At 66.6% G+C, this 23,192-nt stretch carries 18 protein-coding genes and 1 pseudogene; 7 read left to right on the forward strand and 12 right to left on the reverse strand.

Translation table 11 applies throughout. The annotated features are described in order from the left end of the window. Window positions 1–36 precede the first annotated feature (36 nt). Entirely contained in the window at window positions 37–3,744 is a 3,708-nt protein-coding gene (metH, locus tag LAJ19_RS06910) for a methionine synthase (RefSeq protein ID WP_225477861.1), read from the forward strand. Beyond that, window positions 3,741–4,481, forward strand: coding sequence for a methylenetetrahydrofolate reductase (locus tag LAJ19_RS06915; protein WP_225477863.1), 741 nt, complete (start codon window positions 3,741–3,743; stop codon window positions 4,479–4,481). The genes metH and LAJ19_RS06915 overlap by 4 nt, the downstream gene beginning before the upstream one ends. Before the next feature lie 271 nt (window positions 4,482–4,752). On the opposite strand, the gene LAJ19_RS06920 is transcribed toward LAJ19_RS06915, so the two are convergent. The 8 genes from LAJ19_RS06920 to LAJ19_RS06955 form a co-directional block, all read right to left on the reverse strand. Continuing rightward, window positions 4,753–6,042, reverse strand: coding sequence for a DUF4139 domain-containing protein (locus LAJ19_RS06920; protein WP_225477864.1), 1,290 nt, complete (start codon window positions 6,040–6,042; stop codon window positions 4,753–4,755). 113 nt (window positions 6,043–6,155) lie between these two features. Then, window positions 6,156–7,172 (reverse strand): ABC transporter ATP-binding protein, encoded by a 1,017-nt coding sequence (locus LAJ19_RS06925; protein ID WP_285892305.1) that lies wholly within the window; start codon window positions 7,170–7,172, stop codon window positions 6,156–6,158. Then, window positions 7,169–8,215 (reverse strand): ABC transporter ATP-binding protein, encoded by a 1,047-nt coding sequence (locus LAJ19_RS06930; protein WP_225477866.1) that lies wholly within the window; start codon window positions 8,213–8,215, stop codon window positions 7,169–7,171. Before LAJ19_RS06930 ends, LAJ19_RS06925 begins: the two co-directional genes overlap by 4 nt. 111 nt (window positions 8,216–8,326) lie before the next feature. After that, window positions 8,327–9,460 (reverse strand): ABC transporter permease, encoded by a 1,134-nt coding sequence (locus tag LAJ19_RS06935; RefSeq protein WP_225477868.1) that lies wholly within the window; start codon window positions 9,458–9,460, stop codon window positions 8,327–8,329. A 1-nt stretch (window position 9,461) separates the two neighbouring features. Then, entirely contained in the window at window positions 9,462–10,445 is a 984-nt protein-coding gene (locus tag LAJ19_RS06940; protein ID WP_225477870.1) for an ABC transporter permease, read from the reverse strand. A gap of 87 nt (window positions 10,446–10,532) precedes the next feature. Continuing rightward, a complete protein-coding gene (locus LAJ19_RS06945) occupies window positions 10,533–12,299 on the reverse strand; it encodes an ABC transporter substrate-binding protein (RefSeq protein WP_225477872.1) in 1,767 nt (588 codons plus the stop codon). 315 nt (window positions 12,300–12,614) lie between these two features. After that, window positions 12,615–12,839, reverse strand: coding sequence for a preprotein translocase subunit SecG (secG, locus tag LAJ19_RS06950; RefSeq protein ID WP_225477874.1), 225 nt, complete (start codon window positions 12,837–12,839; stop codon window positions 12,615–12,617). Between the two features lie 104 nt (window positions 12,840–12,943). Further along, window positions 12,944–13,459, reverse strand: a complete 516-nt coding sequence (locus tag LAJ19_RS06955) for a metal-binding protein (RefSeq protein WP_225477876.1) — start codon at window positions 13,457–13,459, stop codon at window positions 12,944–12,946. A gap of 70 nt (window positions 13,460–13,529) precedes the next feature. On the opposite strand from LAJ19_RS06955, the gene LAJ19_RS06960 reads away from it, so the two are divergent. Next, window positions 13,530–15,602 carry a S8 family serine peptidase gene (locus tag LAJ19_RS06960; RefSeq protein WP_225477878.1) on the forward strand — a complete coding sequence of 691 codons (2,073 nt, stop codon included), beginning with the start codon at window positions 13,530–13,532 and terminating at the stop codon, window positions 15,600–15,602. A 69-nt stretch (window positions 15,603–15,671) separates the two neighbouring features. Here the strand turns inward: LAJ19_RS06960 and LAJ19_RS06965 are convergent, their stop codons facing one another. Continuing rightward, entirely contained in the window at window positions 15,672–16,679 is a 1,008-nt protein-coding gene (locus tag LAJ19_RS06965) for an MDR family oxidoreductase (protein ID WP_285892306.1), read from the reverse strand. Window positions 16,680–16,976: 297 nt separating this feature from the next. Between LAJ19_RS06965 and LAJ19_RS06970 the strand changes: the two genes are divergently transcribed. The 3 genes from LAJ19_RS06970 (at window position 16,977) to LAJ19_RS06980 (ending at window position 19,100) form a co-directional block, all read left to right on the forward strand. Next, window positions 16,977–18,311 carry a hemolysin family protein gene (locus LAJ19_RS06970; protein ID WP_225475062.1) on the forward strand — a complete coding sequence of 445 codons (1,335 nt, stop codon included), beginning with the start codon at window positions 16,977–16,979 and terminating at the stop codon, window positions 18,309–18,311. Then, the gene (gene cdd, locus LAJ19_RS06975) at window positions 18,304–18,747 is read left to right on the forward strand and encodes a cytidine deaminase (protein ID WP_225475063.1); all 444 of its coding nucleotides are present in this window, start codon (window positions 18,304–18,306) and stop codon (window positions 18,745–18,747) included. The genes LAJ19_RS06970 and cdd overlap by 8 nt, the downstream gene beginning before the upstream one ends. Before the next feature lie 113 nt (window positions 18,748–18,860). After that, window positions 18,861–19,100, forward strand: coding sequence for a hypothetical protein (locus LAJ19_RS06980; protein WP_225475064.1), 240 nt, complete (start codon window positions 18,861–18,863; stop codon window positions 19,098–19,100). Window positions 19,101–19,200: 100 nt separating this feature from the next. On the opposite strand, the gene aceA is transcribed toward LAJ19_RS06980, so the two are convergent. The 3 genes and pseudogenes from aceA to LAJ19_RS06995 form a co-directional block, all read right to left on the reverse strand. After that, window positions 19,201–20,511, reverse strand: coding sequence for an isocitrate lyase (gene aceA, locus LAJ19_RS06985; RefSeq protein WP_225475065.1), 1,311 nt, complete (start codon window positions 20,509–20,511; stop codon window positions 19,201–19,203). A gap of 225 nt (window positions 20,512–20,736) precedes the next feature. Then, window positions 20,737–21,350: pseudogene (locus LAJ19_RS06990) on the reverse strand (HAD family hydrolase). 63 nt (window positions 21,351–21,413) lie between these two features. After that, window positions 21,414–22,079 (reverse strand): hypothetical protein, encoded by a 666-nt coding sequence (locus tag LAJ19_RS06995; protein ID WP_225475066.1) that lies wholly within the window; start codon window positions 22,077–22,079, stop codon window positions 21,414–21,416. A 66-nt stretch (window positions 22,080–22,145) separates the two neighbouring features. On the opposite strand from LAJ19_RS06995, the gene LAJ19_RS07000 reads away from it, so the two are divergent. Continuing rightward, complete coding sequence (locus tag LAJ19_RS07000; protein ID WP_225475067.1) at window positions 22,146–23,144, forward strand: DHH family phosphoesterase; 999 nt, start codon at window positions 22,146–22,148, stop codon at window positions 23,142–23,144. Window positions 23,145–23,192 lie beyond the last annotated feature (48 nt).

Here is a 23,192-nt window from a genome sequence, read left to right on the forward strand (position 1 = left end):
CTGTCAGGGCGGCTCTCGACGATCAGGGGTACAACAGTGAGCACGGACATTCGCGCTGAGGCGCAACGGCGAATCTTGATTCTGGACGGCGCGTGGGGCACGCAGCTGCAGCAGGCGGGCCTGAGCGAAGGTGACTTCCGCTGGGACGGCGCCGATCCCCTGCGGATGTACCGCGGGAACTTCGACCTGCTGCAGCTGACCCGGCCGGACGTCATCCGCGCCGTGCACCGCGCGTACTTCGAGGCAGGCGCGGATATCGCCAGCACGAACACGTTCAACTCCACCACGATCAGCCAGGCGGACTACGGAACCGAGCACCTGGCGCGGGCCATGAATGTGGCGGGCGCCCGACTGGCGCGCGAAGTTGCCGATGAGTTCACGGCGCGTGACGGCCGGCGCCGCTGGGTGGCCGGCAGCGTGGGGCCCACGAACCGCACGGCCACCCTTTCCCCGGACGTGGAGCGCCCGGAGTTCCGGAACGTGACGTTTGACGATCTGGTCGCGGCGTACACCGACGCGGTGGAAGGCCTGATCGAGGGTGGCGCGGACCTGCTGCTCATTGAGACGGTGTTCGACACGCTGAACGCGAAGGCGGCGCTGTTCGCCTGCGAGGAGGCGTTCGCGCGGACCGGCGTGCACCTGCCGGTCATGCTGTCGGGCACGATCACGGACGCGTCGGGCCGCACGCTGAGTGGTCAGACGCCGGAGGCGTTCGCCATCAGCACCGCCCACGCGAACCTGTTCAGCCTGGGCCTGAACTGCGCGCTCGGCGCGGACCTGCTGCGGCCGCACCTGCGGGAGATTGCCCGCAGCACCGAGGCGCTGGTGTCGGTGCATCCGAACGCCGGTCTGCCGAATGCGTTCGGGGAGTACGACGAGACGCCCGAGTACACCGCGTCTGTCCTGGCGGACTTCGCCCGCGAGGGGCTCGTGAACATTGTGGGCGGCTGCTGCGGCACCACGCCCGAGCACATCCGCGCGATTGCCGCGGCGGTGCGGGAGCTGCCGCCGCGCGCGGCGCCGGTCCTGTCGCCGGTGCTGCGCCTGAGTGGCCTGGAAGCCTTCAAGGTCACGGCCGAAACGAACTTCGTGAACGTCGGGGAGCGCACGAACGTCACGGGGAGCCCGAAGTTCGCGAAGGCCATTCTCGCGGGGGATTTCGACGCGGGCCTGAAGATCGCGCGCCAGCAGGTGGAGAACGGCGCGCAGCTGGTGGACGTGAACTTCGATGAGGGCATGCTGGACGGCGAGGCGGCCATGGTGAAGTTCCTGAATCTCCTTGCGGGCGAGCCGGACATCAGCCGCGTGCCGCTGATGCTGGACAGTTCCAAGTGGGAGATTCTTGAAGCGGGACTCAAGCGGGTGCAGGGCAAGGCGGTCGTGAATTCCATCTCGCTGAAGGACGGTGAGGCGAAGTTCCTGGAGCGGGCCCGCCTGCTGCGCCGCTACGGCGCGGCGGCGGTCGTCATGGCGTTCGACGAGCAGGGGCAGGCGGATAACCTCGCGCGGCGCACCGAGATCTGCTCGCGCGCCTACCACCTGCTGACCACGCAGGCGGCCTTCGCGCCGCAGGACATCATCTTCGACCCGAACGTCCTGACGGTCGCCACCGGCATCGAGGAGCACGACCGGTACGCCATTGATTTCATCGAGGCGACCCGCTGGATCAAGGCGAACCTGCCCGGTGCGCTCGTGTCGGGCGGGATTTCCAACGTGTCGTTCAGTTTCCGCGGCAACAACCACGTGCGTGAGGCGATGCACGCCGTGTTCCTGTACCACGCGATCCGCGCGGGCCTGGACATGGGCATCGTGAACGCCGGCATGCTCGCCGTGTACGAGGACATCGAACCGGAGCTGCGCGACGCGGTCGAGGACGTGATCCTCGCCCGCCGGTCCGACGCGACCGAGCGGCTGCTGGAGCTCGCCGACCGGTACAAGGGCGTGAAACGCGAGGCAGGCGCGGCGAGCGCGTGGCGGGACCTGCCGGTCGGCCAGCGCCTCAAGCACGCCCTGGTGCAGGGCATCGCGGACTTCGTCGAGGCTGACGCCGAGGAGGCGTACCAGGAGCTGGGCTCGCCCCTGCGGGTGATCGAGGGGCCCCTCATGGACGGCATGAACGTCGTCGGTGATCTGTTCGGTGCGGGCAAAATGTTCCTGCCGCAGGTGGTGAAGTCGGCCCGCGTGATGAAACGCGCCGTGGCGTACCTCACGCCGTACATGGAAGCCGAGAAGCAGGAGGCGGGCGGGAAGGGCCGCGTGCTGCTCGCCACCGTCAAGGGCGACGTGCACGATATCGGGAAGAACATCGTGGGCGTGGTGCTGGCCTGCAACGGGTATCAGGTGACGGACCTGGGCGTGATGGTGCCCACCGAGCGGATCCTGGACGAGGCGGCGCGGATCGGCGCGGACGTGATCGGCCTGAGCGGCCTGATCACCCCGAGCCTGGACGAGATGGTGGGCGTGGCCAGCGAGATGACCCGCCGCGGCCTGAGCCTGCCGCTGCTGATCGGCGGGGCCACCACCAGCCGCGCGCACACGGCCGTGAAGATCGACCCGGCCTACGCGGGCCCGGTGGTGCACGTGCTGGACGCCAGCCGCGCCGTGACCATCACGGCCGACCTGCTGGCCGACCCCGGCGCGGTGCAGGACCGCGTGCGGGCGGAGTACGACGCGCTGCGCGAACGGCACGGTGAACGGCAGGTGCGGCTGGTGACCCTGGCTGAGGCCCGGGCCGGCGCGCCTCAGCTCTCCCCCACCCCGGCGCCCGCGCCGCGCGAACCGGGGCGGCAGATCATCGAGCAGCCCATCACGGGCCTGCTGGACTACATTGACTGGACGCCTTTTTTCATCGCGTGGGAGATGAAGGGCATCTACCCGAACATCCTCACCGATCCGCTGCGTGGCGAGGAAGCCCGGAGCCTGTTCGCCGACGCGCAGGCCCTGCTGCGCCGCATCATTGACGAGCGGCTCCTGACCGCGCGCGGCGTGATCGGCCTGTGGCCTGCCCGGCGCGACGGGGACGACATCGCCGTGCAGGTCACGCCGGACATTCCCGCCGGCGAAACGCTCGACTGGCACACGCATGAACTTGCCGCCGGACGCGAGCCGCTGCCCGGTGTGGTTCACCTGCACACCCTACGCCAGCAGCGGCAGCAGGCCACACCGAACGCCGCGCTGGCGGACTTCGTGCAGCCGGACGGGGACCACATCGGTGCGTTCGCCGTTGCCATTCACGGCGCCGAGGCGCTCGCCGCGCAGTTTGAGGCGGCGCATGACGATTACAGCGCCATTCTCGTGAAGGCCATCGCCGACCGGCTTGCCGAGGCGTTCGCGGAAAAACTGCACCGCGACGTGCGTGTCACGCACTGGGGGTACGTGCCGGATGAGTCCCTTGGCAATGACGACCTGATCCGCGAACGGTACCAGGGCATCCGGCCCGCTCCGGGTTATCCCGCCCAGCCGGACCACACTGAAAAGCGCACGATCTTCCAGCTGCTCGCCGCGCAGGACATCGGCCTGAAGCTCACGGAGTCCTGCGCGATGACGCCCGCCGCGGCCGTGTCCGGCCTGTACTTCGCGCACCCGGACGCGCGCTACCTCGCCGTCGGCCGGATCGGCCGGGACCAGGTGGAAGACTACGCGCGGCGCAAGGGCCAGAGCGTGCAGGAGACGGAACGCTGGCTTGCTCCCATTCTGGCGTACGACCCGGCGAAGGTCACGGCTTCAGCGCAGGTGCAGGCATGACCCGCATTTCCGTTGAGCTGGTGCCCCGCTCGCGCAGCGGCCTGCGCGCCGAGATTGCGGAGGTCGCCGGGCACCTGCGCGGCGTGGACACCGTGAACGTTCCGGACCTGACGCGTTACTCGCTGCGCTCCTGGGCGGGTTGCGCGTTCGCTCGGCCAGCCTTCGCCACCATTCCGCACCTGCGGGCGGTGGACTTCAATCCCCGCGCACCCCTGCCGTTCCTGCCGGACCTCGACGCGCATGGGATCCGCGAGGTGCTGGTCGTGACAGGCGACGCGCCGATCGACATGAGCGCGAAAGTCTACGACGCCGATGCCGTGGACCTCATCCGCCGCCTGACCAGGGAAGCGCCGCACCTGCGGGTGTACGCGGGCCTGGACCCGTACCGGCAGTCCTTCGTGCGGGAACGCGATTACCTCGAACGCAAACTTGATGCCGGCGCCGCCGGGTTCTTCACGCAGCCGTTCTTCGACCTGCGGCTGCTGGACACCTGGGCGGACCTTCTGCCGGACGGTACCGACGTCTGGTGGGGCGCGACGAGCATCCTTACGGAGGCGAGCCTGAACTACTGGCGCGCCCGGAATCACGCGGTGTTCCCCCGGACCTTCGAGCCGACTCTGGCGTGCAACCGGACGTTCGCGCAGGACCTCCTGGCGTTTGCCCGCGACCGGCGCCAGAACGCGTACTTTATGCCGGTCAAAGTGAATGTTCTGGAGTACCTGAGCGGCATCCTGTAGACAGTGGGCGATCAGCCGACGCGGTGATAGGGACTCAGGGGCATTCCCTGCAGGGAGGCCTCCGGTGACTGCCGCCCGGGGGGAACGTTCGCAGTTGCCTCCAGCCGCGGCTCAGGAGCGAGGCACTCCTCACGCCGGCCCGGAAGGTGCCGGCCTCGCCCATAGGGTCACGGCTCTGCGGCTGGTCGCCGCTGTCCGGTGCCTTCCTGACAGCTGCCCGTGCCCATGAAGAACCCCCCCGGCAGGCGGGGAGGCGGGGAGGCACAGCGGGTCAGCTGTTGTCGATGACCACCGTGAAGCTGCGGCTGATCTTGCTCTTGGCTGGAACGTCGACCTTCAGGGTGGCGACGCCCTGGTTTTTCACGGGCGCGGCACTGTCGATGATGATGAGGCGCCCGCCGACGCGTTCGGTCACTTCGGCGCGCACGGCGCGGTCCTTGCTGCTTTCGAAGGCGTAGGTCACGCGGTAGGTGGTTTTGGTGACGTTGCCTTTGGCGTCCCTGATCTGCGCGGTCTGCTGAACGCTGCGGGTGTAGGCGAGGTCGGGATCTTCACCGAGGGTGAAATCGACGCTGCCGCCTTCGCGCGTTTCAGGGATGGTGGTCTGGCCGACGATGCGCCCTTCCTCGCGGACGGTCAGGGGGCCGCCGGGAAGACGCTGGTCCGCTTTCAGGCGGTAGGACCGGCCCAGGTGGCCGTCGCGGGGTTCCGTTCCGAAATAGGTGTTCAGTCCCGCGTAGCGGTCGAACGTGGTGAGCTTGGGCGTGAGGAACGGCAGGGTCACGACGCTGTTGGCAGGCAGGGTGAACGGGGTGGTGAGGGCGTAGCGGTACAGGCCGCGCAGTTCGCCCTGACTCTCAATTTTCGGGGCAGGTGCCGAGGTGGTGATGGGCGCGGCCATGGCGACGTCACGCATCATGTACCCCGCTTCCTGCTGGTTCTGGACGTTCACGTCCCCGGCGTACAGTTCAGTGTTCTGAACCTCGTAGGCCTGTTCGGTGGTGTTCCGGATGTCCGCCAGGGCGCCCAGTTGCGCGCCGGCCGCACTGGCTTTCAGGGTGTAGCGCGGGGTCCAGGTGACGGCGCGGGTCAGGTAGCTCAGGGTGCCCTTGCCGGGTTGCGCCAGGGTGTACGTGACGGATTGCGTGGGGGCCTGGGCGTTGGTGGGGGGCAGGGTGTCGAACTGCAGTTCTTCGTAGCGGGCGTTGAAGTAGCGGCCCTGGGCGTCTTTCACGAGCAGGTCGCGGGCGCGGATCAGCGTGACAGGTTCGGTTTTGCCGTCGCGTTTCAGGTACACGGTCTTGCCTTCGAGGCTGCTCAGCCAGTTGGCTTCCTGCTTCTGAATGGCCTGCGTGAAGCTCAGGCCGTCCAGGTCGAGGCTGCCGCTGAGGATGTTCTGCCAGGTGTCGAGCGGCAGGGTGATGTTCAGGGTGGTGGTGCTGGCGGTGATGGGCTCACGGACCTCACTGAAGCTCGGGTAGATGCGCAGGTCGGCGGCGTGAGCGGTAGTGGTGGCGAGGGCGGCAGCGACGGTGAGAACGGTAGAGAAGGCGCTTTTCATACCTGAATGGTGACCCGGTGCCTAATATGAGATGTGAGAGGGTCAGTCAGGATCGCGACAGAAAAGCCGCCGCTCCAATCTGGAGCGGCGGCCTGTTCAGGCTACCTGGACGGTCAGAGAATGTCGTCGCGGATACAGGCCTTGAAGTGCCCGGGGCTGACTTCGCGCAGTTCCGGCACCACGTTGGCACACTCGGCAATCGCGTACCGGCAGCGCGTGCGGAACACGCAGCCCGACGGCGGATTGATCGGGCTGGGAATATCCCCTTCCAGAATGATCCGCTGGCGTTTCACCGTCGGGTCCGGCACCGGCGCCGCCGACAGCAGCGCCTCGGTGTACGGGTGTTTCGGGTTGCTGTTCAGTTCGCGGCTGGGCGCGATTTCCATCACGCGGCCCAGGTACATCACGATGATCCGGTCGCAGATGTACTCCACGACCGCGAGGTCGTGCGCGATGAACAGCACGGTCAGGCCCAGTTCTTCCTGCAGGTCCTGCAGCAGGTTCACGACCTGCGCCTGAATCGACACGTCCAGCGCCGAGACCGGCTCATCGGCCACGATGAACGCCGGGTCCACCGCCAGGGCGCGCGCGATACCGATGCGCTGACGCTGGCCGCCGCTGAACTCGTGCGGGTAGCGGCGCATGTGCTCGGGGCGCAGCCCCACCTTCTGGAGCAGTTCGGCGATGCGGTCGATGCGCTGCTTGCCGGGGTGCAGATTGTGGATCTGCATGGCTTCCCCAATGATGTCCGACACGGTCATGCGCGGGTTCAGGGACGCGAAGGGATCCTGGAAGATGATCTGCATCTCGCGGCGGTAGTCACGCATCTGCCCTTTGGAGAGCTTGGTGATATCGGTGCCGTTGAACAGCACCTGCCCGCCGGTGGGTTCGATCAGGCGCAGGATGGCGCGGCCGGCGGTGGTCTTGCCGGAGCCGGATTCACCCACCAGGCCGACCACTTCGCCGCGCCCGATCTTGAAGGACACGTCGTTGACGGCCTTAACGTTCCCCACCACGCGTGACAGCAGGCCGCCGCGGATCGGGAAGTACTTCTCGAGGTTCTGAACGTCCAGCAGCGTGTCGCCTGTCGCGGGCATCACCCGGCGGCCCTGAGTGGTCATGGCGGTCATGCGGTCACCTCGCGCTGCGTCTGCTCGAATTCGCGCCAGCGGATGCAGCGGGCCATGTGGCCATGGCCGGTATCTTCCAGGGCCGGGACGGCCTTGGAGCAGTCAGGAACAGCGAACTTGCAGCGCGGCTCGAAGGCGCAGCCGGGAGGCAGGTTCAGGGGGTTGGGCACGTTGCCGGGAATGGCCTCCAGGCGGCCCTTGGGCTGCCCGGGAACCTGCACGACCTCGCCGGGGCGGGGAATGCTGTTCAGGAGGCCCATGGTGTACGGGTGACGGGGCGCCTTGAAAATCTCGATCACGTCCCCTTCTTCCACCACGCGTCCGCCGTACATGACCACGACGCGGTCGGCCATCTCGGCCACCACGCCCAGGTTGTGCGTGATGAACAGGATGCTCATGCCGATGTCCTTCTGCAACTTGCGCATCAGGTCCAGAATCTGCGCCTGGATCGTCACGTCGAGCGCGGTGGTCGGTTCGTCCGCGATCAGCAGGGCCGGGTTGCACGACAGCGCCATGGCGATCATCACGCGCTGACGCATCCCGCCGGACATCTGGTGCGGGTACTCGTGCACGCGTTTCTCGGGGGCGGGGATGCCCACGAAGCGCAGCATGTCGGTGGCGACACCCATGGCGTCTTTTTTGTTCTTGGCCTGGTGCAGCATGACCGCTTCAGCAATCTGATCCCCGACCGTATAGACGGGGTTGAGGCTGGTCATGGGCTCCTGGAAGATCATGCTGATGTCGTTGCCGCGGATCTTGCGCATGTCCGCTTCACTCAGGTGAACGAGGTCCTTGCGGGTGCCGTCCTTGCCGGTGAAGAGGATTTCGCCTTCCACGATCTTGCCCGGAGGGCTGGGGATCAGGCGCATGACGCTGAGACTGGTGACGCTCTTCCCGGAGCCGGACTCACCGACGACGGCCAGCGTTTCACCTTTCTTGATATGGAACGTAACGCCGTCAACGCTTTTCACGACGCCGTCGTCCGTGCTGAAGTACGTTTTGAGGCCGTTCACGGCCAGCAGGACTTCACCCTCGTGGGTCATTCTTCCTCCGTTTTGAACACGCTGAGCATCATACAACCGTAAAGGATTCTAAAGCGTTTACAGAGCCGGGCGCGGCCAGCCAAATGGGCCGCGCCCGGCGTACGCTTCGCTTCAGGAGCGCTTGCGAGGATCGAACGCATCTCGCAGGCCGTCACCAAGCAACTGGAAGCACATCACCGTGAAGACGATGAAGAAGCCGGGAATCAGCACCCAGGGCCGGGTGTTCAGGCTGCTCAGGCCGCCGTCCTGTGCGGCTTTCAGCAGGCTGCCCCACGACGCGTACGGTTCAACTGCCCCAATGCCAAGGAAGCTCAGGCCGGACTCCAGCAGGATGAAGCTGGGGATGGCGAGGCTGGTCGTGACGATCACGTAGGTGGTCAGGGTGGGGAGCATGTGCCGCCACATGATGCGCTGGTCGCTGGCGCCGAGGCTCTTGGCGGCCGAGACGAAGTCCTGCTCGCGGACGCTGAGTAGATGCCCGCGCGTCACGCGGGCCAGGCCGCCCCAGCCGATGAAGGCCAGGATGCCCAGGATCATGTACAGCGCCAGGATGGGATTGATGTCGCGGGGGAACACGCTGCGCAGCAGAAGCAGCAGGAACAGGTAAGGAATAGCGGCCAGCACCTCGACGAGCCGCATAATCAGGATGTCCACGACGCCGCCGAAGTAGGCAGCCATGGCGCCCATCATCAGGCCGATCAGGGTGGTGATGATCACGGCGCCGAACCCGATGGTCAGGCTGATCTGCGAGGCGTACATGGTGCGGGTGAACAGGTCACGGCCCAGGTCCTCGCCCCCGAAGAGGTACACGCTGCACTCTTCCTTGTTGGTGCCGAACAGGTGCAGGTTGCCGGGAATGAAACCCAGGATCTTGTAGCTGGCGCCGCGCACGCCAAAGTACAGCGGGCAGCGTTCCCCGCTGGGCTTGAACTCGTTGACGAACGTATCCATGTTCAGCTGCTGGGTGTACTTGAACACGTAGGGCCGCGTGAGGGCGCCGGTGTCGGGATCGCGGAACTCAATGGGGGTGGGTGGGTGGAAGCGGGTGATGTTGCTCGTTGAGTATGACGACAGCGCGTCGGGAGCAATGAACGGCGCGAAGATCGCCATGACATACAGCACGATCAGCATCAGGCCACCGGCCTGCGCGAGGCGGTTCTTCTGGAACTGTTGCCAGGCAACGGAGAACTGTGACTGTCCGAGCGCCCTGGCTTTCTGGCGGGTGGTGGGTGCAGTGGTGGTCATGTCAACCAACCTTGATGCGCGGATCGACGACCGCGAGGAGAATGTCGCTCAGGACGTTGCCGATCACGAGCAGGACAGTGGTGATGACAGTGAAACCGGCGATCAGGTACAGGTCCTGCGCGTTGATGGCCTCGAGGATCATGGGGGTCATGCCGGGATAGGCGAAGACGACCTCGATGAAACCGGCCCCGGCTACTGCACTGGGCAGCAGGCCGCCGATGTTCGCCACGATGGGCAGGATGGCGTTGCGGAAGGTGTGCTTCCAGATGGCGGTGCGTTCGCTGACGCCCTTGGCGCGCGCGGTGCGGATGTAGTCCGAGCGCATGACTTCCAGCATCTGGCCGCGGATCACGCGGGTCAGTCCGGCGGCATCAGTGATAGCCAGGATGATGGCGGGAATCAGGATGTGTTTGGCGATGTCAAGGATCTTCTGCGTGCTGGTCATGCTGTCAAAGCCGTTGCTGGTCATGCCGTTGATGGGGATCTCCCAGCCGGTGGCGGTGCGCATCTTCAGGATGAAGTAGATAACGATCAGCGCCACGAAGAAGCTCGGGAAGCCCAGCAGGAAGTACAGGATGACGTTGACACTTTTGTCACCCAGAGAATTTTGCCGCACGGCGCCGTACACGCCGATAGGAATGGCGATGGCGTAGAACAGCAGCGTCGAGAGCAGCACGAGGTACATGGAGTTGGCGATGCGCGGTTTGATGACGTCCAGCACGGGCTGCTGGTACGAGAAGGACAGCCCCAGATCAAGGTTGAGAACCATGTTCCGCAGCCACAGGAAATACTGCTCGACGGGATGGCGGTCGAGGCCGAAGTTGCGTTCCAGGGCCGCGAGCGCCTCGGGGCTGATGTTCGGGTTGAGTTTGGCCGGGGTCAGGAAGTCGCCGGGGGCCAGCTGGATCACGAAGAAAATCAGGAGGCTGGCCAGGAGCAGGGTGGGAATGGACTGCACCAATCGGCGCAGGAGGAATGGGATCATGCGGGCTCTCCGTGAGGCGTCATGGGTGTGGGGGGCAGTCCGCGCGGGCGGACCACCCCCCGTGGGAGCAGCGTGCTGCTCGTGCGCTTACTTGATGAAGGTCAGGGCCTGGAAGCGCTGGCCGTAGTAGGCGTCCATCATGTTGGCGGCGAATTCGCCACCCAGACGCTCGTTGAAGGCCACGTGGTAGTTGCCGCCCACGAGGTAGATGACGGGCTGGAGTTCACCCTCGACTTTCATGAGCTGCCCGCCGATGGCGCGGCGCTTGGCGTCGTTCAGTTCCGCGTCGCCCTGGTAGTACAGCTTGGTCATCAGCTGCTCCTGGCTGGTGGCGCACTTCCCGTCGGTGGGGTTGTTGTACGAGTGCAGGTTGGTGCCGCAAGGCACGACGTTGCTGCCGAAGCTCCAGATGTTGCTGCCGCCGGACAGGCCCAGCAGAATTGCGTCGAAGGGACGGTTCTCGCCCTTGGCGGTCAGCTGGCCGACCAGGCTGTTGAAGTCGATGGGGGTGAAGTTGACCTTCACGCCGACCTTCTTGGCTTCGTCCGCGAAGATGCGGCCGAGCTGTTCACGCACGGTGTTCCCGGCGTTGGTGCTGAGGTTGAATTCAAGAACCTTACCGGCCTTGTCGACCAGGTACCCCTGCGCGTTTTTCTTGGTGTAGCCCACCTGCGCGAGCAGTTTGGTGGCTTCGGCGAGGTTGTACTTGTACTGGGGCGCCCCGGCGGCGAGGCCGGCTTCGAGCTGCTGCTTGAAGATGGGGTAGGTGCTGAAGTAAGTCTCGCTGCCCAGGCCACCCAGGGCCAGCTGAACCATGGCCTGACGGTTGGCGATGTGGCTCATGGCGCGGCGGAAACGCACGTCACGGAAGAGCTTCTGCTTGGCGGGATCGCTGGCCTTGTTCCAGTTGAACACGATCCACTGGCTGGTGGCCTGGGGGCTGACGTTGGGCTTGAGGAAAGCCTTGAGGCTTCCGGCGTCAATGGCCTTCTTGCTCTGGGCCAGGTCGTCGGCGTTGCGCATGCCGACGATGTCGATCTGACCGGCCAGGAAGGCGGCGAGAGCGGCGTTGGCGTCGGAGACGATGCGCACGGAGAGGTTGTTCAGGTAGGGCAACTCCTGGCCCCGGCTGTCCTTGTTCCAGTCGCCCCAGTTGGGGTTCTTCTTGAACACGGTGCGCTCGCCGGCGCGGTAGGACTCGACGACCCACATGCCGGGGCTGACGATCTGGCTGGGGTTGGTGCCCAGGCCCCACATCTTCTTGATGGCGTCGGCGCCGCCTTCGCGGTAGGCCTTGCCGAACACGTGGTCAGGCCAGGGCGCGTAACTCATGATGCTCAGGGCACTGGCGCTGGGCTGAGGGAAGTCGAACTGCAGGGTGTAGTTGTCGAGCTTCTTGACCGTGATGGGCTTGCCGATCAGGAAGAAGGTGTCGCGGCTGTTGCTGCCGACCTTGTCGTCGGTGTGGATCTTGTAGGTGGAAATCCAGTCGTCAGCCGTGATGGCCTGACCGTCGCTGAACTTCATGCCCTGGCGGATCTTGACCACAAAGCGCTTGTTGTTGTTGCTGACCACGGGTGCGCCGGTGGCCATGTAAGGGATGAACTCGTCGTTGCGGGGATCCTGCGTGAACAGGCCGCTGCCAGTCGCCATGCGGGTGGGGATGCTGTCCGCTTCGGCGCTGGTGAAGGGGTTCATGGTCTTGAAGTCGCTGATGGCCGACAGGCGCAGTTCACCGCCGCGTTTGTTCGTGGTGTTCTGCTCAGCGGTCCAGGCGGCGGGCCAGACGAAGGCGGACTGGGCTGTTGCGGCGCCGACGGTCAGCGCGAGAGCAAGGGCAAGGATTTTCTTCATGATTCCTCCGAAACGAGTAGGTGAGAGGTATGGCAGCCCGCCGGCGTGAGCCGGGTCAGGGGCAGGGTATTTCGTTTTCCAGCGTGCTCAATATATGGAGTGGCTTATGCGCGGTCAAGGTCAACCGATCTTTTCCATGAATATCTGGCGCATCAGCATGAACGCGGTGACATTTCAAGGTTCAGAAGCGTGGTTTATGTACCATTTTCACCGCACGCACTGTTCTTTTGAAAACACTTCACGAGGGCAAAGACGATCTCAAATCATAAAAAGGTGACCTCCACTGACGGAGGTCACCCGGACAGAGAGAATGTTTCAGCGGGACACAAGGTTGATAAGCAGCGCCAGCAGCATAAAAAACCCGCCCAGTACGCTCGTGATGCGGATGAGGCCACCCTCGACCCCGCGTCCACCCAACAGTGAACCACCCGACGCCATGCTCGCGGACAGGCCAGCCTGCTTGGGGACCTGCAGAAGCACGAAAAACACCAGCCCGACACAGACCAGGGCGAACAGAACGATGAACAGGGTCAGAATCATGAATACCTCGTTTCAGGAGTGACAGCGCAGCTCGCGTGAATAATCATGAGCGCCGGCGTCTGGCAACACCCCAGTGTAGCGCAGCCTGGCACAGCGGTCAGGTCTCAGCGTCCACGGACGCGCCGGTAGCCTTTTCGCAGTCCATGGTCCGGCCGCACCCCATCGGCCATCAGGTGCAGCCACTGACTCAGGTAGTACCCGAGTACCAGCGGCACCGTCACCTTCAGGCTGAGAGGCTGCGGCATCTGCGGCAGGGACACGCCCGGCGCGACGAACTTGAGAATCCCCACGAGCAGCAGCCCGATCAGGGCCACATATGCCAGGCGGGTCAGGGGGCCAATCACCCAGGAGTGGGACCAGCCCCGGTGACTGAACAGCATGCCGTACGGGACCCACAACACCCCGAGGATGCCCCAGTGCCGTTTGCTGTCCACCTTGCCTTCAGCGAGATCCAGGTCCGGGGACAGCAGGAACGTCCCGGCGGCGTACGCCAGGCTGAAGTTCAGCGCCTGCACGGGGGTCACCACCAGCCACTGCTGCCGCACGGCCACCAGCGCTCCGGCAGCGAGCACGCTGTACGCCGCGATATTGATCAGGTTGTGAACACGTCCACTGGGCACGCGCGCCATTGTGCCACCCGCCCGGGACGTTCATGTTCCGTCAGGCGCCGTGCGGCATGCTGGGGCCACGATGAACCAAAGTGTGCGTACGGCAGGGCTGCTGGGACTGGCCCTTGCAATTTCCGCCTGTGATCAGCTGAGCCCGGCTGGCACCGGTCTGCAGAACCGCAGTGTTGACTTCGGGCTGGCGTCACAGCGGCAGGTGACGGCGCCCTTGAGCGGCACGTGGCGGGTCACGGGCGTGCCCGCCTGGCTGCGGGTGACGCAGCAGGCCGGGTCAGGTCCCGTCAAACTGGACATGACGGCAGTGAGGCAGGACGCCACGCCTGTTACCGCTGATCAGCCGACCCTCAGCGGCACTCTGCGCATCGCGTGGTCCACCGGTACCGGCCCGGACGCCCGGAACGGCACTGCGGAGTGGACCGTTACGGCGCGGCAGTTCGAACTGAGCGGCCGGCTGATTGAACCGGCGCAGGTGCAGGGCCAGGACGTGCACCTGCGTAGCGCAGGCCTGCCCAAGCAGAGCACAACGGCCGCAGCCCGCGGCGTGATCGTGAAATACCGCGCCTCCGCGCTGGGTGCCCAGATGACCGGTCCCAACCGCGGGCCAGCTCCCGAACAGCTGGGCACGCAGGCGCTGCGGGCCAGGGGGCTGACGGTGACCCGCACGCGGCACCTGGGCGGACGTACCGCCGCCCTGAGTGTCAGCGACGTGCCCGGCGCCCTCGCAGCGTTGCGGGCGGATCCGGACGTGGAGTACGCCGTACCGAACGTGGTGGTGCACACCCAGGCGCAACTCGCCCAGCCGGTCACCCCCACCGACCAGTTCGCGCCGCTCCAGTGGGCGTACCCCCTGATGGGGTACGGCGCCGTGTGGCGCGACATGGAGAGCGGCGCGTATACGCGTCCGGTCACGGTGGCCGTCGTCGACACCGGCGTGCGCTTCGACCACCCGGACCTGCAGGGGCAGCTGTGGCTGCCAGGGGAAGGCGCGATGGACGTCCTGGCCGACCCGAACAATGGGGACATGGACGGACCCGACACCGATCCCACCGACCCCTGGTACACCGGGCGAACGAACGGGAGCCACGGCACGCACGTCACCGGGATCATCGCCGCCCGTTGGGGCCAGAACACCACCACCTGCGCCGGGTGCAGCACGAGCGGCGTGGTGGGCGCCACCTACCGCGCGCCCGTGAAGGTCCTGCCGGTCCGCGTGATCGACTCGAGCGGGGACGCCACCGCGGAGGACGTGGCCGTGGGCCTGCGCTACGCTGCGGGCCTTCCCATCGACATGGCGGGCGTCACCTCCCGCACGCCCCACCCGGCACAGGTCATCAACCTGAGCCTGGGGGGTGCCGTGAGTGCAGAGGAGGCAAAACCCATGTGCGACGCCGTGAGGGACGCCACGGACGCCGGCGCCCTGGTGATCGTTGCCGCGGGCAACGGCTACGGCACGGTGCCGTACTACCCGGCCGCGTGTCCGGGGGCAGTGAGTGTCGCCAGCGTGAGCCTCTCGGGCGCGAGCGCTCCGGTACACTCGCCGTTCAGCAACGCCTACCCGGAAGTGCAGCTCTCAGCGCCCGGCGGGGCCGACCCGTACAGCGGCGCGAAATTCAACGGCGGCATGTTCAACGGGGTCGCGTTCCCGGACATGATCCTGTCGACCGGCTGGAACTACGCGAAAAACCAGCCCAACTACGAAGCGGAGGTCGGCACCAGCCAGGCCAGCCCGCAGGTGGCGGCGCTCGCGGCGTTGCTGCTCAGTAAGGGCGTCACCACAGACGCCGCGAGTACCCTGGCCCGCTTGCGGGACACCGCCACCGATCTCGGCGAACAGGGCCGCGATCCGCTGTTCGGGTACGGCATGGTCAATGCCGCCGCCGCCCTGAACGCCCCGCAGGTGAGCTGGCGCCTGGGCCTGCGCGTGCAGAGCAGTCGCGGCCTGAGCTTCCAGCCGGCCGTGGACCCGACCGGCGCGTTCCACGCTTACCTGGGTGAAGGCACCTACCACGTTACCGGCGGCACCGACGTGAACGGCAACGGGATTTACGGCGAGGCCAACGAGGCCCGGGATGAGCGTCAGGTCACGCTGGCCCAGGACACCCCGAACGTGAACGTGGGCGACCTCACGCCCCGCTGATTCAGCCTGCCCGGGCAGAGGGCCGCCCCCTGAAGTCCGCAGGGGTCCCTCTGCCCACAACCGGAGGTCCTAGCGGCGAACGTCGATGACCGTCCGGCCCCGCACCCGGCCCGCCAGGATCTCTTCAGCCAGGGCCGGCACCTCACTCAGGGACCGCGTCTGCGTCACCTGTTCCAGCGTGCTCGCCGGCAGATCACGGGCCAGCCGGGCCCAGGCCGCCTCGCGCCGCGCGGGGGGGCAGGTGACGGAATCGATGCCAAGCAGGTTCACTCCCCGCAGAATCAACGGGAAGACCGTGGTCACCAGCTCATTTCCGCTTGCCAGGCCGCACACGGCCAGAGCCCCGTGCGTGCGGGTGGAGGCGTACGCCCCCGCCAGCGTGGCGCCGCCCACGGTATCCACGACGCCCGCCCAGCGTTCCTTTTCCAGCGGACGTTTCAGGGCGGGCAGGGTCTCGCGTGGCAGGACCGCGCTGGCCCCCAGGGCGCGCAGGTAGGCTTCCTCTTCGGGGCGGCCCGTGCTGGCCACCACGGTGTGACCCGCATGGGCCAGCAGGGCCACCGCCGTACTGCCCACGCCGCCGGCCGCCCCAGTCACGAGCACCTCGCCGTCCCCGGGAGTGAGCCCGTGCTCTTCCAGCGCCATGACAGCGAGCATGGCGGTGAACCCGGCCGTGCCGACACTCATGGCCCAGTGGGCGTCTGTGCCGCCCGGCTGCGCAACCAGCCACCCGGGCCGCGCGCGGGCCAGCGTCGCGTAGCCGCCGTCCTGCCGCTCGCCGACGCCCCACCCAGTCAGGATGACGGCGCTGCCCTCCGCCCAGCGACCGGAGCGGTCCTGCACCACGGTGCCCGCCAGGTCAATGCCGGGCGTCATGGGGTGGGTGCGCAGCACGCCGGGCCGCCCGGAGACGGCGAGGCCATCTTTGTAGTTCAGGCTGGAGTGGCTGACCTCGATCAGCACGTCACCGTCAGGGAGAGCCTGAACAGGCAGTTCCTGAAGTTCGGCGCGGACGCCGGCGTTATCGTTCAGCACTCGCAGGGCACGGTACGTTTCGGGCAGGACAGGGGTGCTCACGTCGGGAACCTCCGGAAGTTGGAATGAACTGCCCGCAGCGTACCGTGTGATCCGCGCCCGTGTGCGCTCCCGGGCGCGTAACAGTCCGGCCCGGGCCGGGTGTGTTAAACTCCCACCTGCTATGGAGCCTCCCAGTTCCGGCTCTCGTACCGCGCCCGGAGACCACCGCCCGAGGGCGGATTTTTTGCCGTGGCACTCCCCTTTTACCGGTCACCGACGCCGCCGCCTGAGAACAGGCGGGGCGGGCAGCACGTGCCGTGCGGATGACCGGGACGCGACCATGGAGCGCGTCCATACATGAACGACCTTCTTGGTATCGTTGCCCTGTTCTTTCTGGTGCTCATGAACGGCTTTTTCGTCGCAGCGGAGTTCGCGCTCGTCAGCGTGCGCCGAACGCGCATCGACCAGCTGGCAGAAGAGGGCAACAAAACGGCCCTCGCCACGCAGCGGGCCCTGCAGAACCTTGACCTGTACATCGCTGCGACGCAGCTGGGCATCACCATGGCCAGTCTCGCCATCGGTTTCGTGGCTGAGCCCGCCATTGAGCACCTCATTCACCCGCTGTTTCCGGAAGGGCAGTTCACGGAACGCCAGATCAAAACGATTTCCTTCGGGGTGGCGTTCGCGATCAGCACCGTGCTGCACATCGTGTTCGGGGAGCTTGCGCCCAAAAGCTGGGCGTTGCAGCGCAGCGAACAGGTCAGCCTGCTGATCACGCGGCCGCTGCTGCTGTTCACGACCGTGTTCAAATGGGCCATCCGTGGCCTGAACGCCCTCGGCAACGGCGTGGTCCGCATGTTCGGGCTGCGGGGTGTGGCCGGACACCACACCGCCTATTCCGAAGAGGAAATCCGCATGATCGTCAGCGCGTCAAGCCAGGAAGGCGTGCTGGAAGACAGTGAAAAGGAACTCGTGTACAACGTGTTCGACCTGTCGGACACCACGGTGCGCGAGGTTATGACCCCCCGCATCGAGATGGTCCTCATGGACGGCGCCTCTCCCCTGCGGCGCCTGCTGGACCTGCGGGCCGAGCACGGGTACTCCCGCATTCCCGTGTTTCAGGACACGCCGGACAACATCGTGGGCATCGTGCACACCGGCGACGTGCTGACCCACCTGGACGCCCTGGACCACACGCTGGTGGCGGACATCATGCGGCCAGTGTTCTTCGTGCCGGAAGGCATGAAGATCAAGGACCTGCTCACCAAGATGAGGGAGAAGAAAAGTCACCTGAGTATCGTCGTGGACGAGTTCGGCGGCACCGCCGGCCTGGTCACACTGGAGGACGCCCTTGAGGAGATCGTCGGGGAGATCTACGACGAGACCGACGAGGAGGAGGTCCCCATGATCGAGGTGCTTTCCGAAGGCGTGTACCTGATGGACGCCAGCCTCACCGTGGGAGAGGTCGAGGAACGCCTGGGCAGCAACATTGAGGACGGCGAGGGCGAATTCGACACCCTCAGCGGCTTTATGACCAGTCACTTCGGGGATATCCCTGAAGCCGGGCAGAACTTCATTCACAACGGCTGGGCCTTCACGGTCGAGGACGCAGACCAGCGCCGCGTGACGCGCGTGCGCGTCGAACGCGTCCAGAACCCCGATCCACTCGCCCCTGAGGAATCCTATGAGTAACAGCAACCCCCTGAACCTGACGCCTGATCCGCAGCTTCTGGAAGGCGCCCAGGCGGCCTTCCGGCAGGCGTACGCGCCGTACAGCCGGTTTCACGTGGGGGCCGCGCTGCGCACCCGGGACGGCCGCGTGTTCTTCGGCGCGAACGTCGAGAACGCCAGTTACGGCCTGGGCCGCTGCGCCGAACAGAGTGCCGTGCAGGCGATGGCCACGGCGGGCGAGCGGGAATTCACGGACATCGTGGTGTATTCCGAGGCGTCCCCGCCTGCCAGCCCGTGCGGCGCGTGCCGTCAGGTGCTGTTCGAGTTCGCGCCTGACGCCCGCGTGGTCTGCACGAACCAGCACGGCGACATCGTGAGCGGGTACGTGCGGGATTTCCTGCCGCACGGGTTCCGGCTGGAACACCGGGACGACGGGCAGGACCTCAGCGCAGACTGACCTCAACGCCAGGGCCGGGCTTCACCGTTGATGCGGGAGGCCCGGCCCTGGCGTTGAGGGACCTTCACGCAAAGTGGAACGGCCCCCTTCAGCTGTGCTGGAAACTGCGGGCCATGACCCGAACGTGGCGCACCCTGCTGGGCCTGGCTGGTTCCCTGTCGGCGCTGCTGCTCATGCAGCCGCTGACCTCACGCCCTACCCCCGAGGAACAGGCAACCGCCCGCGCGCAGCGCCGGCGCATGCAGGCGACCTTGCCCTTGGCCACACCTGTCCAGGCCCTGGCGCAGGGGACGCTGGAGGCTCTGCGGGTCCTGACCGGGCAACCGGCCCGCCGCCCCCGCGGGCGGCGATAACACCCGACTGGCAGTCACACGCCGGCAGGGGAGAACCTTCGGTTCTCCCCTGTCGGGCGGTCATGGCGCAGCGGAAACGCTGCCGTATCGGGGCGGGCGGTCAGTCGTGGGCGCCGGCCAGTTCCTTGCGGCCGAACTGCTGCGCTTCGGTGCTGCCGGCGAGCGCGGTGGTGCTGCTCTGTCCGCCACCCGCCGCCTGCGCCACCAGATCGAAGTACCCGGTGCCGACCTCGCGCTGGTGCTTCACGGCCGTGAATCCACGTTCCTGCGCGGCGAACTCCCGTTCCTGAAGTTCCACGAACGCGCTCATCTGGGTGCGGGCGTAACCGTACGCGAGATCGAACATGCTCATGTTCAGGGAGTGGAAGCCGGCCAGCGTAATGAACTGGAACTTGTATCCCAGCCGGCCCAGTTCGACCTGGAATTTCGCGATGGTCTCATCATCGAGATTCTTGCGCCAGTTGAAGCTCGGGCTGCAGTTGTACGCCAGAAGTTTCCCGGGGAATTTGGCGTGCACTGCCTCCGCGAAGCGGCGGGCGTCCTCCAGGTTGGGCACGGAGGTCTCGCACCAGATGACGTCGGCGTACGGGGCGTACGCGAGGGCGCGGCTGATGGCCTGCTCAATGCCGGGCCGGACGTAGTAGAACCCTTCGGGTGTGCGCTCACCGGTCGTGAACGCCCGGTCGTTCTCGTCAATGTCGCTGGTCAGCAGATTGGCGGCGTCCGCGTCGGTGCGGGCGATCAGGACGGTGGGCACGCCGCTCACGTCTGCCGCAAGGCGCGCGGCGTTCAGGGTGCGGATGAACTGGCTGGTGGGCACCAGCACCTTGCCGCCCAGGTGACCGCATTTCTTTTCGCTGGCCAGCTGATCTTCGAAGTGCACGCCGGCGGCGCCGGCCTCAATCATGGCCTTCATGAGTTCGAAGGCGTTCAGGGGGCCGCCGAAGCCAGCCTCGGCGTCCGCGACGATCGGCACGAAGAAGTCGATGTCGCTTCTGCCTTCGCTGTGCTGAATCTGGTCGGCGCGGCGCAGAGTGTTGTTGATGCGTTTCACGACGTCCGGGACACTGCTGGCTGGGTAGAGACTCTGGTCGGGGTACATCTGTCCGGCGTTGTTGGCGTCGCCAGCGACCTGCCACCCGCTGAGGTAGATGGCTTTCAGGCCGGCCTTGACCTGCTGCATGGCCTGGTTGCCGGTCAGGGCGCCCAGGGCGTTCACGAAGGGTTCGTCCTTCATCAGGCGCCAGAGTTTGGTGGCGCCGTGCCGGGCGAGGGTGTGCTCGATGGGCAGGCTGCCGCGGAGTTTCACGACCTCATCCGCGGTGTAGTTGCGCCGGATGCCCTGCCAGCGGTCCTCGGTCTGCCAGGTTTTCTCCAGAATTTCGGCGGGTGTGCGGGGGGTGGGGGTCATGGTGGTCCTCCTGGGGTGTGCGGAGCGGTCCTCGCCGGTGCCGGCGGGGTGGTGGGAGAGCGGTGCGCCCGGTGGGTGGGAGCTTGCGGTGAAGGCATTGTGCAGGTCCGGCCGGGCCGCAGGGGGTGGTGTAGTCATGACACCGGGAAGTACACCAGGTGGTCAGGTACACCACCTGAGGCAAAAAAAACGCCCGCGGGTGCGGGCGCCTTCGGCACGGTGGGTTCAGCTGCTGAGCCATGCGCGCAGCGTCTGCTCGAACGCCGCGTGGTGATCATGGTGGTACAGGAGACCGTGGAACCCTGCAGCGTTCGCGGCGTCGATGTTCTCCTGCACGTCATCCACGAAGGCCACCTGAGAGGCCGGGACGCCCATGGCCTGCTCCAGCGCTGCGAACGCCTCCGGAGCGGGCTTTTTGTGCCCGAGTTCGTTGCTGAACACCAGGGCGTCGAACCGACTGAACCGCGGGTCCCGGCGCAGGTGGTCACTCACCACCGGGTAGTTGTTGCTCAGCAGGCCCACACGGACCTCGCGCGGCAGCGCAGCCAGGGTGGTGTACATCGGGTCGTTGTCAGCAATGCTGCCCAGGTACAGGCGCTCGAAGTCGTCGTACGGCATGGGCACACCCGCTTCCTCCTGCACCACCGTCCAGAACTGCGGGAGCGTCCAGGCGCCCACCTCCAGCTGCCGGACGTGCCGGAAGTAACTGTCACGCACCCGCTCGACCGGGACGCCGCTGCGGTCGGCGACATTCTGCGTGCTGCGTCCGTCGAAGGTGCCGATGGTGAACACGCCCCCCAGTCGAAGGCGACGTGCCGGTTGCTGCTGCTTGAACTCATGCGCCCGATTGTGCCGCAGGGAACGTCCGCGCCTGCTGACGCTGTGCAGACCGGAGAGGCCGCTCAGCACTCCACCAGCAGTCCACGCCTTGCCCAGGCACTCACGTTCAGGGTGTGGACCGCCTGCCACGGCCGCGTCCAGTCAGCGTCCACCGGGAGTTTCTGACCCCGGCCGTGCCGCACGACATGTGCGCGGTGAAAGGCAATCAGCTCCGGCACGCTGGCGTCCGCATGACGGTGAACGTCGATCTCCTCACTCAGCGCGGGCGCCGGAGCCTGGGGCGCGCCGCTGGTCAGGACGCACGCGAAACCGCTGGCGCGGTCCCGCAGCCACGTGAGCACCTGCACGACCGGCCAGCCCGTCTGCGCGCTCTCCGGGGTTTCACTCCAGCGCAGCGTGACCGTCATGTCCGGCTCCAGCGTGTAGGCGCGCACGTGCCGCACCTCGCTGAGGCCCGGCAGGTAGAATGTTCCCTGAGGCGCCGCCCCCAACGCCAGCAGGTCTGCGTGCGTGGCGGTAATGGCGCGCGACTGCTCCGGGGTGGCGCCCCAGGCGCGGTCTTCCAGCAGTTGTGGACTCAGGGCGTCGGTCACGCCGGGGCCGGTTACCGCGCGGCCCTCCAGGCGTGCGCGGCTGATGTCGGCCAGCAGCCCCACGGCGCGCTCAGGACCGACGAGCTGCTGCAGTTCCTCATCGGTCAGGGCAGCCAGGTTCAGGCAACGGGGCACGCCCCAGAGAATAACGTGCCACCCTTACACTTTCAGCACACCGGGCCGCTCCCTATAGTGGTTGCGATGACCACCCTCTCCTCCGCCGCGCACGGCGACCTCCGGCAGGTCGCGGCCGTACTGCTTGCCCACCAGGGACCCATCGTGGTTCTGTCCCACGAGAATCCGGACGGCGACGCGCTGGGCAGTGTCCTGGGACTCACCCGCGCGCTGCGCCAGCTGGGCCGCGAGGTGATCGCCCCGATGCACGTCCCCCGGTACCTGACGTTCATGACCGAGCCGGGCGAACTGAGCCCCCGCCTGGACGACTGGCCCGAAGGAGCGCTGGTGGCCGTGCTGGACGTGGACAACAATGACCCCAGCCGCGTGGCTGGCGCGGACCTGACCACCTTCACCGGCCCGGTCGTGAATGTGGACCACCACGGCACGAATCGCCGGCAGGCGACGGCGCTCGCTGTGGACCCCAGCCAGCCGGCCGCAGCCATCATGGTCGCAGACCTGGTTCAGCTGCTGGGGGTTCGCTGGACGGAACAGATTGCCACCGCCCTGATGCTGGGGCTGATTACCGATACGGGGTCGTTCCGCTTCGACTCGGTCACCCCCGACGCCTTCCGGGCCGCCGCGACCCTGCGGGAGGCCGGAGCGCGCCTGGGCTGGATCAGTGACCACCTCAGCCAGAACCCCCACACCTACTACCATCTGCTGCGTGAGGTGCTGGGCACCCTGCAGTTTCTGCACGGCGGCCGCGTGGTGCTGGCCCGCGTGGACGAGGCCATGCTGGACCGTTCCGGCGCCAGCTGGGAGGACGTGGAGAACTACGTGGGGATGCTGCGCAACGCCGAGGGTGCCCAGCTGGCCGTGATGGTCAAGGACTACGGGGACCGCGTGAAGCTGTCACTGCGCTCCCGGGGTGGCGTCAGTGCCCAGAATATTGCCGTGAGTCTCGGGGGGGGCGGGCACGTCCCGGCGGCCGGCGCGAGCCTCCAGGAGCCGTTCGCCGAGGCTTTTGGACGCCTGGAGGCTGCGATCACTGCAGAACTGGCCCGGGTGGACGCCGCGCAGTAATCCAGTGGGGTCGGCACGCGGCGCGGCGGGCAGTAAGGCGAGAGGGCG

Source organism: Deinococcus taeanensis (genome assembly GCF_020229735.1).
Lineage (GTDB): Bacteria > Deinococcota > Deinococci > Deinococcales > Deinococcaceae > Deinococcus > Deinococcus taeanensis.